Origin of the sequence: Staphylococcus piscifermentans (assembly GCF_900186985.1) — a bacterium.
Taxonomy (GTDB): domain Bacteria; phylum Bacillota; class Bacilli; order Staphylococcales; family Staphylococcaceae; genus Staphylococcus; species Staphylococcus piscifermentans.
In genome coordinates this window covers 1580769-1594776 of sequence record NZ_LT906447.1, presented here as the reverse complement: position 1 = coordinate 1594776, position 14008 = coordinate 1580769, and the positions used below count along the sequence as shown (strand labels likewise).

Annotated in this window: 12 protein-coding genes and 1 riboswitch; of the genes, 4 read left to right on the top strand and 8 right to left on the bottom strand. The window is 35.0% G+C overall.

What is annotated here, in order from left to right; genetic code table 11:
• The first annotated feature begins 115 nt into the window (after positions 1-115).
• Positions 116-1930 carry an oligoendopeptidase F gene (gene pepF, locus CKV71_RS07500; RefSeq protein ID WP_095105379.1) on the top strand — a complete coding sequence of 605 codons (1815 nt, stop codon included), beginning with the start codon at positions 116-118 and terminating at the stop codon, positions 1928-1930.
• 47 nt (positions 1931-1977) lie between these two features.
• On the opposite strand, the gene phoU is transcribed toward pepF, so the two are convergent.
• The 8 genes from phoU to CKV71_RS07460 form a co-directional block, all read right to left on the bottom strand.
• Positions 1978-2625 (bottom strand): phosphate signaling complex protein PhoU, encoded by a 648-nt coding sequence (phoU, locus tag CKV71_RS07495; RefSeq protein ID WP_095105377.1) that lies wholly within the window; start codon positions 2623-2625, stop codon positions 1978-1980.
• A complete protein-coding gene (gene pstB, locus CKV71_RS07490; RefSeq protein WP_095105375.1) occupies positions 2625-3488 on the bottom strand; it encodes a phosphate ABC transporter ATP-binding protein PstB in 864 nt (287 codons plus the stop codon). The genes phoU and pstB overlap by 1 nt, the downstream gene beginning before the upstream one ends.
• Before the next feature lie 51 nt (positions 3489-3539).
• A complete protein-coding gene (gene pstA, locus CKV71_RS07485) occupies positions 3540-4469 on the bottom strand; it encodes a phosphate ABC transporter permease PstA (protein WP_095105373.1) in 930 nt (309 codons plus the stop codon).
• Position 4470: 1 nt separating this feature from the next.
• Entirely contained in the window at positions 4471-5397 is a 927-nt protein-coding gene (pstC, locus tag CKV71_RS07480; protein WP_095105371.1) for a phosphate ABC transporter permease subunit PstC, read from the bottom strand.
• 171 nt (positions 5398-5568) lie between these two features.
• Positions 5569-6504, bottom strand: coding sequence for a PstS family phosphate ABC transporter substrate-binding protein (locus tag CKV71_RS07475; protein ID WP_095105369.1), 936 nt, complete (start codon positions 6502-6504; stop codon positions 5569-5571).
• Positions 6505-6979: 475 nt separating this feature from the next.
• Entirely contained in the window at positions 6980-7840 is an 861-nt protein-coding gene (locus CKV71_RS07470; protein ID WP_095105367.1) for an IS3 family transposase, read from the bottom strand.
• 17 nt (positions 7841-7857) lie between these two features.
• Entirely contained in the window at positions 7858-8382 is a 525-nt protein-coding gene (locus tag CKV71_RS07465) for a helix-turn-helix domain-containing protein (RefSeq protein WP_095105365.1), read from the bottom strand.
• A gap of 77 nt (positions 8383-8459) precedes the next feature.
• Complete coding sequence (locus tag CKV71_RS07460; RefSeq protein WP_095105363.1) at positions 8460-9368, bottom strand: CvfB family protein; 909 nt, start codon at positions 9366-9368, stop codon at positions 8460-8462.
• A gap of 181 nt (positions 9369-9549) precedes the next feature.
• On the opposite strand from CKV71_RS07460, the gene CKV71_RS07455 reads away from it, so the two are divergent.
• From CKV71_RS07455 to CKV71_RS07445, 3 genes are all read left to right on the top strand, one after another.
• Positions 9550-11151, top strand: coding sequence for an ABC-F family ATP-binding cassette domain-containing protein (locus tag CKV71_RS07455; RefSeq protein WP_095105361.1), 1602 nt, complete (start codon positions 9550-9552; stop codon positions 11149-11151).
• A 320-nt stretch (positions 11152-11471) separates the two neighbouring features.
• Positions 11472-11648, top strand: a riboswitch (Lysine riboswitch).
• An 83-nt stretch (positions 11649-11731) separates the two neighbouring features.
• Positions 11732-12934 (top strand): aspartate kinase, encoded by a 1203-nt coding sequence (locus tag CKV71_RS07450; protein WP_095105359.1) that lies wholly within the window; start codon positions 11732-11734, stop codon positions 12932-12934.
• A gap of 82 nt (positions 12935-13016) precedes the next feature.
• Positions 13017-14006, top strand: coding sequence for an aspartate-semialdehyde dehydrogenase (locus CKV71_RS07445; RefSeq protein WP_095105358.1), 990 nt, complete (start codon positions 13017-13019; stop codon positions 14004-14006).
• Positions 14007-14008: the final 2 nt, after the last annotated feature.

Sequence of the window (14008 nt, the reverse complement as noted above, 5' to 3'; positions counted from 1 at the left end):
GTACCTTAAAGTATATTAAATCAAAACTATATAGGAATGGCGTGAGATGCTTTCACAGATTGCTTGCTGTATAATTTAGCTATAGTGAAATTAAAAATTGCAGGAGGAATGCGACATGAGCCAAGGATTACCATTACGAAAAGATATTCCCGAGCAGGAAAAATGGGATTTGTCTGATTTATTTCAATCAGATGAGGCATTTTACCAAACTTTAGAAGAAGTATTCAAAACAACAGAACGTTTTAATCATCAATATGCCGGCCAACTGAATACAGTGGAGAATGTAAAGGCCGCTCTGCCTGAACTCAGTGAAATTTTAATTCAGATTGATCGCCTCGGCAACTATGCTGAAATGCGTTATAGCGTAGATACGACAGATGAAGCGGGACAAAAACTCAGTGCGAAATTAAGCACTTCTTATGGCAAGATTGCCAGTAATCTGGCATTTGTTGAATCGGAAATTCTGGCATTATCTGATGCACAGTTGGATCAACTCATTGCTGAAACACCATATCCACATTACTTGAAAAAATTAAAACAGCGTAAACCGCATCAACTTTCTTACGAGGTAGAAAAAACATTAGCAGCACTTTCCCCTACTTTTAGCGCAGCTTATGACATGTACGGGATTACAAAAATGCTGGATATTCATTTCGAGGCATTTGAAGTAGATAACCAACAATATCCTTTAGATTATGCGACTTTCGAAAATGAATACGAAGATAATCCGAATACTGAATTTCGTCGTAAAAGTTTCCGTTACTTCAGCGATGCGCTACGTCAATATCAAAATACTACAGCAGCTATTTATAATACGCATGTACAACAAGAGAAAATTGAAGCGGATTTAAGAGGCTATGATTCTGTTATTGATTATCTGCTTGAGGAACAAGAAGTAACAAGAGAAATGTATGACCGTCAAATCGATGTGATTATGAGTGAGTTAGCACCAATTATGCAACGTTATGCCACATTGCTTAAAGAAGTGCATGGATTGGAAAAGATGAAATTCGAAGATTTGAAAATTTCAATTGATCCATCCTATGAACCTGAAATTTCAGTTGAAGATTCTAAAGAGTATATCTTTAATGCATTGAAAATTTTAGGCGATGATTATTTGCAAATGGTACAAGATGCATATGAAGATCGCTGGATTGATTTCGCGCAAAATAAAGGCAAAGAAACTGGTGCCTACTGTGCAAGTCCTTTCGCTTCTCACAGTTATGTCTTTATTTCATGGACTGGAAAAATGAACGAAACATTTGTATTAGCACATGAACTAGGTCATGCAGGACATTTCAACTTAGCGCAAAGTCATCAAAACTTCTTAGAATCTGAAGCTTCAATGTACTTTGTAGAAGCACCTTCTACTATGAATGAGATGTTAATGTCGAATTATTTATTTGAAAGCAGTGATGATCCGAAATTCAAGCGCTGGGTAATCGGATCGATTATTTCACGTACTTATTACCATAATATGGTAACGCATTTGTTAGAAGCGGCTTATCAACGTGAAGTATATCGTTTAGTCGACCAAGGTGAATCCTTAACGGCGGCTACATTAAATCAAATTACAAGAAAGGTATATCAAGATTTCTTCGGAGATGCAGTTGAGATTACTGATGGTGCTGAACTGACATGGATGCGTCAACCGCATTACTATATGGGATTATACTCCTATACGTATTCAGCTGGTTTAACAATTGGTACGGTAATGTCTCAACGTATTAAAAATGAAGGACAGCCAGCAGTTGAAGATTGGTTGAACACTTTAAAAGCAGGCGGCAGTCAATCTCCAGTAGAGTTAGCTGAAACTGCAGGTATTGATATCACAACAGATGCACCATTAAGAGAAACAATTTCTTATATCGGTTCGTTAGTGGATGAACTAGAAGTATTGACTAAAGAAATTGATAGTGAAACAAAATAAGTAAGAGAACATAAAACAAGGAGCCGATGTCCTGGCTCCTTGTTTATTTATACGTATGATTCGTATGTTTCTCCTGTAATGTAGTAATAAATGTTTTCGGCAATATTAGCAATATGGTCACCCATTCTTTCTAACTGTCTTGCTGCTAAATGAGCTTGCCCTGCTACAAAAGGATCGTTATCAATAAGATAAGTTGTATTGACAATGTCTTTGTATAAATCATCAATATCTTTATCTCGTTCGATAATTTCTAAAATTAAAGTTACATCTTTATTTCTAAACGCTGTATCAAGGTCCTTAAGCATGAGTAACGCCAAGTTCCCCATTGTTTTCAAGCGTGTCAAAATATAATGATCGGTAATTTTAACACGTTTACGTATTTTAGCAATGCTTGCGGCATTATCTCCAATACGTTCAAATTCAGAAGCAATTTTTAAAGCTGCAATCATCATTCTTAAATCAGTTGCAATCGGTTGTTGTTTGGTAATCAGCATAATTACTTTTTCATTGATTTCATCTTCTAATTGGTTAATATCTAAATCACGTTTAATGACTTGACGCGCATAGTTGCGGTCTTCTTTGCTCAAAGATACTACAGCACATTCAATACTGTAGTAAACTTTGACGCCAAGAGCGCGCAGATCTCTGATTAGATCTTTTAACTGCTCTTCGTAATGTTGACGGATAACTGTCATTAACCGAAACGTCCTGAGATATAGTCTTCTGTTTGTTTGTCAGAAGGATTAGAGAAGAGCTTGTCAGTGTCGTCATATTCATTAACGTAACCATTTAAGAAGAATGCTGTTTTGTCTGATACACGTGCTGCCTGTTGCATGTTATGAGTTACCATGATGATTGAATATTGTTCTTTTAATTCTTGAACGAGTTCTTCAACTTTTAAAGTTGAAATCGGGTCAAGTGCAGATGTCGGTTCATCCATTAAGATAACATCTGGCTCGATAGCTAAACATCTAGCGATACAAACACGTTGTTGCTGACCACCAGATAAGCCATATGCGTTTTCGTTTAATCTGTCTTTTAATTCATCCCAAATTGCTGCACCGCGAAGTGATTTTTCTACGATTTGGTCTAATGTTTTCTTATCTTTAATACCATGGATTTTTGGTCCATAAGTGATATTGTCATAAATCGATTTAGGGAATGGGTTAGGTTGTTGGAAGACCATTCCTACGTTCGTACGTAATTTTTCAACTGATTGTTTAGAGCTGAAAATATCATTGCCACGGTATAAAATTTTACCTGCTGTTTTAACAGATGGTACAAGTTCCACCATTCTGTTTAATGTTTTAATGTAAGTGGATTTACCGCAACCTGAAGGCCCGATAATTGCTGTTACGTTATTCTCTAAAATATCTAAGTTGATATTTTTAAGTGCGTGATTTTCACCGTACCACAAGTCTAAATTTTGAGTTGAATAAACAACGTCTTTCTTAGCGTCCTCTTGTTTTCTTTCTTGCGGTGTTTTTTCTGTTTGGCGTTCCACTTTAATAGGTTGTTCTTTTATTTCTTGTTCTTTTTTATTTTTAACTGTTTCCATTGTTAAAACTCCTTTTATGAAAAAGTAATCGTGAGTCTTACACTGACATGATTAATATTTTTTACTGAATTTGTTTCTTAAGAAAATTGCTAAACCGTTCATTGCAAGTAAGAGAATTAATAACACGATGATACCTGCTGATGCAACGTGCTGGAATGCTTCTTGCGGCATTTTTGCCCAGTTATAAATTTGAATCGGCATTGCTTGGAATTGGTCGAAGATACTGCTTGGTAAGCGCAGTAGAATCGTTGGAATACCGATTAAGATTAATGGTGCAGTTTCACCTAATGCGCGTGATAATGCAAGGATGAAACCAGTTAAGATACCAGGCAAAGCTGCTGGCAATACTATTTTATAAATCGTCTGCCATTTGTTGCCGCCCAATCCGTATGAAGCTTCACGCACTGATTTAGGTACAGCACGAATGGCTTCTTGGCTTGAAACGATAATAACCGGTAAAATCAGTAATGACATTGTTAAAGCTGCTGCTAAAATTGATTGTCCAAGTGATAAGGCACCAATGCCCATACCGCGAACGAAAATTGTAAGTCCTAATAAACCGAATACTACTGAAGGCACACCAGCTAAGTTTGAAATACTGATTTTAATAAAGTTTGTAAATGCATTAGCTTTTGCATACTCTTCCAAGTAGATAGCTGTTCCGATACCTAAGATAATTGAAATCGGTATAATTGTTATCATCAACCATAGTGTTCCGACTAATGCACCTTTAATACCTGCCATTTGCGGCATTGAAGATGAGAAGTTAGTAAAGAACGAAGGTTTTAAATATGGAACCCCTTTGATTAAGGTATTGATTAATAAAGCTGCTAAAACAAGTAGGCCTATCATAGTACAAGCGAAGAATACCCATTTAAGCACTTTATTTTTAGTAATTCGACTAGAAATATTTTTTTCAACTTTATTTTGATCCACAAGAGCTTTGTTTTCATTTGGATGAGTAGTTGCTGTAGTTGCCATCTTAATACTCCTCTCTGAAGCGTTTTGAAATCCATTGAGAAATTAAATTCATTACAAGTGTAAAGAGGAAGAGTGTGAACCCTACTGCATAAATACTGTAATAAATATCAGATCCGAATGTCGCATCACCAGTTGCTACTTGTACGATATAACCTGTCATAGTTTGGATAGAACCAGTTAAGCTGAATGATGGGTCCGGAGTACTACCTGCTGCTAATGATACAATCATTGTTTCACCGATTGCTCTTGAGATTGCTAAGACAATTGATGCGACAATACCAGAAACTGCTGCTGGTAATACCACTTTTAAGGATACTTCGAATTTTGTTGCGCCTAAGCCTAGTGCACCTTCACGGATTTTATTAGGCACAGAAGCCATTGCGTCTTCACTTAAACTTGTGATTAATGGAATAATCATAACCCCAACTACCAAACCAGGACTGATAGAGTTAAAGCTTCCTAAGTCTGGGAAAACGTGGCGCAACATCGGTGTTACGAAAGTTAATGCGAAGAAACCAAAAACAATTGTCGGAATACCGGCTAAGATTTCTAAAATAGGTTTAATAATCTTGCGCATACGTGTTGATGCATATTCGCTTAAATAGATAGCTGCACCTAAACCAACAGGTACTGCAAAAATTGTAGCAATAAATGTTACTTTCAAAGTACCTAGAATCAATGCCCAAATCCCATATTTAGGTGTTGATGAGAACGGATTCCAATCTTTAGTGAATAAGAATTCAGTGAGTGAAACACGAGTGAAAAATGTAATTGTTTCAGTTAAGAGTGTGACCAAAATACCAATCGTTGTTAAGATAGAAATGATTGCGATAATTGCTAGAATAATCGGTACAATTTTATCGCTTAACCCTTTCTTTTTCTTTTGGTTGTTTGCGATCATCTCTCTGACAGAGCCTTGAGATTTCATAATTCCCTTCTTCCTTCCCTTGGAAAAATTAATAAGTTTATTTATTGAATAAATTGTGTGTGATTTCAATGAAATAAGTACACCCGAGACACAGCTCGGGTGGACAAGTACATTATGTGAGAGGGTTTAACCTCTAGTGCAAATCGATGTTCAACTTGAGTGATGCTGTGATTATTTAGTTAAGTCTTTTAACTTTTTAAGTTGGTCATCATAGTCTTTTTTAGGAAGTGCAACGTATCCAGCTTTTTCAGCTGATTTACCTTTATCTTCAAGTACGAACTTCATGAATGTGCCAAATGCTTTGTTGTCTTTCAATTTCTTATCGTTAGTGTAGATATATAATGGACGACTTAAAGCGTATGAAGAATCTTGGATTGTTTTCTTAGTTGGTTCAATTGCTTTACCGTCCTTACCTTTGATTTTAACTTCTTTCAATTTATCTTTATTTTGTTCATAGAAGTTATAACCGAAGTAACCAATACCTTCTTTATTGTTTTTAACTGATTGAACGATTACGTTTGTATCAGCGTTTTTCTCAGCTTTGATATCGCCTTTGTCCATTACTTCTTCACTAAAGAAGTCGTAAGTACCATGTGATTGGTCAGGTGAGAATGCTTTAATTTCTTTAGCTGGGTATTTAGGGTTTACATCTTTCCAAGTTTTAGCTTGTCCAGAGTAGATTTTTTTCAAATCATCGATTGTTAATTCTTTAACGAAATCGTTGTCTTTGTTAACTGCGATTGTTACACCGTCTTGAGCGATCTTGAAGTCGCTGAATTTAACATTTTTATCATCCAATTTCTTTTTCTCTTCAGGTTTGATAGGACGTGAAGCATTTGAGAAGTCCGTTTCACCAGCAATGAATTTTTCAAATCCGCCGCCAGTACCTGATGTTGCAGATGATACAGTAATGTTTGGATATTTTTTATTAAATTTCTCATTTAAAACTTCGACAATTGGTCCTACAGTTGAAGAACCGTCACCTTTTACTTCTCCTTTAGCGTCACTTTCCTTGCTGTCTCCGCCGCCGTTACCGCCGTTGCCACATGCACCTAATAATAATGAAGCACCAATTACTGTAGTTCCTAATACTTGCCACTTTTTCATTGTAAGAAATCCTCCTAAAAATAAACATTTGAGCGTTGTGAATTTTTGTTTGCTCAAGCTGTATGTAATTACTTTCAACTCATATATTACATGCGTATTGTTAATTCAAAATAGAGGAATTGTAAATTAATCGTGAATGAAACACCTTCTTAAATTTACAATCTTTACAAAGTTAATATAACGTCTGGAACCCTTGTAGTATCAACGCTTTAATACTGCGTTAATATTAAGTTCATAATTGCTCAATGCATTTTTAATAGATAATTTGCTGAAAAAATTTTTAAAAAGTTTTCGTGTAGAGAGAATTTTGGGGATTTATCTGGGATAATACTTAATTTTAAGCTATTTTTTACAGTTGTATTACAATTGAGAAAGGTTGGAGGTTACTATAATCTTAATTAAAATCATGTTGTTATCCCGAAAAAAAAGAGCGGAGACACTATTTTGTAGTGAACCCCAAAAGTTGAACTTTTGGTTAGACTATTTCTTTTAAGGCAAGATTTCTGTATTCAACAGGAGTCTTGCCTTTTAAATTTATTTTTCTTCTTACATTATTATAGTATTCAATATATTTGTGTATTTCTAATTCCAACTCTTCATAAGAGCTAAATTCTTCTCCATAAAACATCTCTTGCTTTAATAATCCGAAGAAATTCTCCATGGGAGAATTATCATAACAATTGCCTTTTCGAGACATGCTTTGAAAAATACGATGATTTTTAAGGGTTTCCACCCAAAGTTTATGCTGATAATGCCAACCCTGATCAGAATGAACTGTAGTTCGATAATTTAATTGCGGAATATTTAAAATAGCTTCGTCTAAAGATGACATCGCTAAATCCAAAGTTGGATTTTTGCTAATAGAATAAGCAATAATTTCTTTTGAAAACACATCTAAAACAGGTGATAAATAGAGTTTAGTATTAGTGTTCATGATATTGAATTGAGTAATATCTGTTAATAATTTTTGGTAAGGTCTATCAGACATGAATCTGCGATTCAGTATATTTTTAGTGATTTCTCCAGTATTGCCTTTATAAGACTTGTAGCTTCTGCTTTTATGACTGAACTTTGTACATAAAAGATTATTTTCCTTTGTTAGTCTCAAGACCTTTTTATGATTAATTTTATGACCCATTTCCTTAAGTTCCAGGGTAATTCTGCGATAACCTACTCGGTTATTATGCTTTTCAATGATTTGTTTAATCAATTTAATCAACGGAGCATCTTTCTCTTCTTTCATACCTAAATTATACTTCCAATAATGATAGACACTTTTAGCGATATTAGCGACTTCTAAAACGTGATTCAGCTGATAATCCTTTTCTTTCCTCAACTCAATAATAGCTGAAACTATTTCCTTGTTTGATTTTTGCGAGCTAAGGATTGTAACTTTTTTTCAAGTTCAATTTGGATTTCAAGCAATTTATTTTCATGACGTAATCTCTCCAACTCTTCTCTTTCAGTTTCATTTAACGGTTGGTTATTGGTTTCGGTATTCTTCTTTTTCATCGTTTTAGGTACACGACCTTTCGGTTTTGGCTTTAAGCCAAGAATACCATATTCATTAAGTTTCTTCTGCCATTGCGCAATAATATTCGGATTGACAATATTAAATTTTTTGGCAGTCTCTTTGTATGATAATTGATGTTTTAATCTATATTCTAGTATTTCAACTTTCTCTTCTTGGGAATATTTTCTTTTTTTCATACCGGCAGTCAATCCTTTTATACCGAAGGTATCATACTGATAAATCCAAGTCCTAATATAAGAATCATGAATATTATATTTTTTTGATAATAATTCATAGCCTAGAGGACCTGTTTTATATTCTTTTATCAATTGAAGCTTGAATTCTAAATTATATTTTTTATTCATAAATAAACACCCCTAAAGTTGAATTTTTCAGGTTCAACTTTAGGGGTGCAGTACATTTGGTCCCAGCTCTTTAACAGTTATTCATTTTCAGAAGTAGCGAGTGCTTCTCCTTTTTTAGTTAAACGTATTTTTCCAGTTTCAATATCGATGATTTTTCTTTTGTAGAGATGTCCGATAGCACGCTTGAATGCCCCTTTACTCATATTAAAGACTTCTTTAATAGCTTCTGGACTGGATTTATCCCAAAATGGAAGTTCACCGTCATATTCTACAAGTAAATCAAACACGACTTGTCCATCTTCGTCTAAACGTTCATGTGCAAATGGTAAGAAGGAACCATTCAATTCCCCTTTTTCATTATGACCAATTACGCGGATTTCAACGAGTTCCCCTAATCTTGGTTCAGATTTACGTTCACTCTCATGGACAAAAATTTTATAGCCGTCTTTAGATAATAAGAAGCTTCCTACTTTCAATACACGGTAAGGTCTTGCTTCTATCATCTTATTTTGCAGTTCATCATTGTTTACTGGAGTATACATTTGGCTGACAATTGTTTCAGTGGCTAAACGCGCAAACATTTGTTTTTCACTATCAATACGTAAAGTGGCTAAGACATAATCACCATTTTGAGGCCAGAGTGATTTTATCTTCGGAAGATCTTCCCAAGGAATCAATACTTCTCTTGGTAAACCGGCATCGACTTTTGCGCCGTCTCTATCAGTTTTCAATACTTTTACGTAATCATATTTGCTTGTTGTAATATCAGGCATATTTTGAGTCGCAAATAATTCGCCTGAGCGGTTTGGATAAATGAAGAAACTATATTCCTCTCCCACTTCTAAATCATCATCTTCATTGACTTCTGATTGGTTTAATTTTACTTTTTCGCCATTAGGACCTTCTAATTCGTAAGTTGAACCATTTAACCCTAATACTTTCAAGAATTCAATTGATCCAATAATATCATTTTCTCTTAAAGCCATATTTACTCCTTTGTCTTTCAGTATTAGAAACATTATAACACGTTCGAGTATTGAATTTACAGTTTCATTCAAAACAACTCTTTTTAATGAAGAAACACGTCAAAAAACTTATCCCGTCGAAAGAATCGCTTATCTATGGTATAATTCATGCGTTAGAAATATCAATTTATGGAGGAAATTCATGTTACAAGTTACGGATGTGAGTTTGCGATTTGGCGATCGCAAATTATTTGAAGACGTAAATATCAAATTTACAGAAGGCAATTGCTATGGATTAATTGGTGCTAATGGTGCCGGCAAATCTACATTTTTAAAAATATTATCAGGCGAGTTAGATTCACAAACTGGTCATGTTTCTATGGGGAAAAATGAACGCTTAGCAATATTAAAACAAGATCACTTTGCTTATGAAGATGAGCGAGTGCTAGATGTAGTAATAAAAGGTCATGAGCGTTTATTTGAAGTCATGAAAGAGAAAGACAAAATTTATATGAAGCCGGACTTCAGCGATGAAGATGGAATTCGTGCAGCAGAACTTGAAGGTGAATTTGCTGAAATGAACGGGTGGAACGCTGAAGCGGACGCTGCTACCCTACTTTCTGGTTTAGGTATTCCTGCAGAATTGCAAGATAAAAAAATGTCTGAACTTGAAAATAATCAAAAAATCAAAGTGTTGTTAGCACAAAGCCTATTCGGCGATCCTGATGTACTATTACTCGATGAGCCTACGAACGGTTTAGATATTCCTGCCATCAATTGGTTAGAAGATTTTTTAATCAATTTTGAAAATACCGTGATTGTAGTTTCTCATGACCGACACTTCTTAAATAATGTCTGCACACATATCGCAGATTTAGACTTTGGTAAAATACAAGTTTACGTAGGAAATTACGATTTCTGGTATCAATCAAGTCAATTAGCTCAAAAAATGGCTCAAGAACAAAATAAGAAAAAAGAAGAAAAAATTAAAGAGTTGCAAGATTTCGTGGCACGCTTTTCTGCGAATGCTTCTAAATCCAAACAAGCAACAAGCCGTAAAAAACAATTAGAAAAAATTGAATTAGATGATATTCAACCTTCTTCACGCAGATATCCATTTGTTAAATTTACGCCAGAACGTGAAATCGGTAATGACTTATTATTCGTAGAAAATCTTTCTAAAACAATCGATGGTGAAAAAGTATTAGATAACATTTCATTTACAATGGATCCAAATGATAAAGCGGTATTAGTCGGCGACAGTGAAATTGCTAAAACTACTTTATTGAAAATCTTAGCGGGTGAAATGGAACCAGATGAAGGTAGCGTCAAATGGGGCGTTACAACTTCACAAACCTACTTCCCTAAAGACAATTCAGAATACTTTGATGGTGTAGACATGACCTTAGTAGATTGGTTACGCCAATACGCACCTGAAGATGAACAAACTGAAACATTCTTGCGTGGTTTCTTAGGCCGTATGTTATTCAGCGGCGAAGAAGTTAAGAAAAAAGCCAGTGTCTTATCTGGTGGCGAAAAAGTACGTTGTATGTTAAGTAAGATGATGTTATCAAGCGCTAATGTACTTTTAATGGATGAACCTACTAACCACTTAGATTTAGAAAGTATTACAGCAGTGAATGATGGATTGAAATCATTTAAAGGTTCTATCATTTTCACTTCTCATGACTTTGAATTTATTAACACTATTGCTAATCGTGTTATTGATTTAAATCCTCAAGGTGCTGTATCTAAAGAAATCAGTTATGAAGAATATCTCAAAGAAACAGGCGTTTTAAGCTAAATATATACTATTATATTACGGACTGGGGCATTAATCTGCCTCAGTCCGTAATTTCTGTATTGGCAGTAGCTATCTGAATAGAAAATGCGCTTGTTTCAAGCTTTTTTCTATGTTTTAATTAAGCATTTTAGGTTATAATGTTTCTAGCAAGGTAATGATGAATGCAAATTGGATAACGCCGTACTATTATAGAAATTACACTAATTGAGTAAATGGATTTCAGAATAGAGGTTTTTTTCAGTAAATTTTTAAAAATCTTATTTTTTTGGTTTACTTCTCAATTTGAACTATGTATAATGTGAGTCATACTAATTAAATAAATATTTTGATGAGGCGCATCAATCAAGAGTATTTGTTGTACTAACTGTCTGCTTACAGTCGGCAAAGAAAGGGTGAGATGCCGAAGTGATTATAAAGGCAAGTTATAATCGCTGGACTTTCAGGTTAAGAGCTAACAGTCTGTCATTATTACCAAATAATGGAGTGCATCACTTGTATATAAATCTACGAGCAAGTTCGCATTCCGGACTTGCTTTTTTATATATGTGATTCTCCCCTATTATCGAGGAGGATATTAAAAATGAAGAGAAGTGTTTTAAAGTTCGGCGGTTCGTCGGTCAGTGATTTTACGAAAATTAAAAATATTGCTGAAATGCTGAAAGATAGAATAGAAAATGACGAACAATTAATTGTAGTTGTCAGTGCAATGGGGAAAACCACTGATCAACTCATGGAAAATGTTGCTGCTTTGACAGCTGAACCTAAACAGCAAGAACTTGCCCTTTTGCTTACAACGGGCGAGCAGCAAACGGTCTCCTACCTGTCGATGATATTAAATGATATCGGAGTGAATGCGAAAGCAATGACAGGTTATCAAGCCGGCATTAAAACAGTAGGACATCATTTGAAAAGTAGAATTGCTGAAATTAATCCAGAAACTTTCGACAAAGCCTTTGAAACCAATGATGTTTTAGTAGTAGCTGGTTTCCAAGGAATCAATGAGGAATTTGAACTGACGACATTAGGTCGCGGCGGTTCAGATACTACTGCAGTTGCACTTGCAGCAGCTAACCAGACACCTTGTGAAATCTATACAGATGTCGACGGCGTTTATGCCACCGATCCTAGAGTATATAAAGATGCAAAGCGCTTAAGTATAGTCTCTTATGAAGAGATGATGGAAATGAGTGCACTAGGTGCAGGTGTATTGGAAACGCGCAGTGTCGAGTTAGCAAATAATTATAATATCCCATTATATTTAGGCAGAACATTATCAAACGTGAAAGGAACATGGATTATGTCACAAACAGAAATTTTAGAGAAGAAAGCAGTTACAGGAGTAGCGTTAGATACACACATGATGCATGTAACTATCAGCTATCCCCTTTCTGATAATCAATTACTGACAGCATTATTTACTGAATTAGAAGAAGGACAAGTTAATGTAGATATGATTTCTCAAATCGTTAATCTAGACGGCTTACAGCTTTCTTTTTCAATTAAAGATACTGATCTTACCCAAATTAAAGGGATTTTAGAAAAATTATCAGAAAGTTACAAAGCTTTAGATTATAATTTAAATGATGAATACGTCAAAATTTCTTTAATCGGTTCTGGTATGAGAGATATGTCAGGCGTAGCTTCTAAAGCATTTATCAGTCTCATTAACGCAGGTATTCCTTTTTATCAGACCACGACATCAGAAATCAGCATTTCTTACGTGATTGATGCTAAAAACGGTGAACGTGCTGTAGAAGAGTTATATCAAGCGTTTGATATATAAAGTTATCCGTTACACAGCAACTTAGAACAACATGAGGAAGGATTTCTCTTCCGTCTTAAATAATAAAATGGAGTGAAAAAATATGACAAAATTGGCAATTGTAGGTGCAACAGGTTTAGTAGGAAGAAAAATGCTAGAGACAGTAGATCGTAAAAATGTTCCATTTGATGAACTCGTATTATTTTCATCACCTAAATCAGCGGGTACTGAAATTGAGTTTCAAGGTAAAACTTATACTGTGCAAGAATTAACAGATGAAGCAGCCAGCGAACATTTCGACTATGTCTTAATGAGTGCGGGCGGAGGTACAAGTGCACACTTCTCTCCTATTTTTGAAGAAGCAGGGGCAATTGTAATTGATAACTCTAGTCAATGGAGAATGCACGAGGACATTGACTTAGTTGTACCTGAAGTTAATGAACCGAAATTTACACGCGGTATCATTGCGAATCCGAACTGTTCAACAATACAATCTGTAGTTCCATTAAAACCATTAGAAGATCAATTCGGATTGAAACGTGTGGCCTATACAACATATCAAGCAGTTTCAGGTTCAGGGGTTGCAGGTCGCGAAGATTTATTAAATGGAGAAAAAGGAGAAGCGCCTAAAGCTTATCCTCACCCAATCTCCAATAATGTTCTTCCGCATATCGATGTCTTCTTAGAAAATGGTTATACAAAAGAAGAACAAAAAATGATTGATGAAACGCGTAAAATTTTAAACTTGCCTGATTTAAAAGTAACAGCAACTTGTGTACGTGTTCCAGTACAAGACAGCCATAGTGTTGAAATGGACGTTACGCTTGATAAACCTGCTACTGTTAAAGAAATTCAAGATTTATTTGCAAATGATGACCGTGTGGTACTGGTAGATAATCCTGAAAATAATGAATATCCATTAGCCATCAATTCTACTGGTAAAGATGAAGTCTTTGTCGGACGTATCCGTAAAGATGATTCCTTAGAAAATACTTTCCATATTTGGGTAACTTCAGACAATCTATTAAAAGGCGCAGCATTGAATACTGTTCAAATTCTAGAACAAGTTTTAACATTGAAAGGAGTTTCTTAATT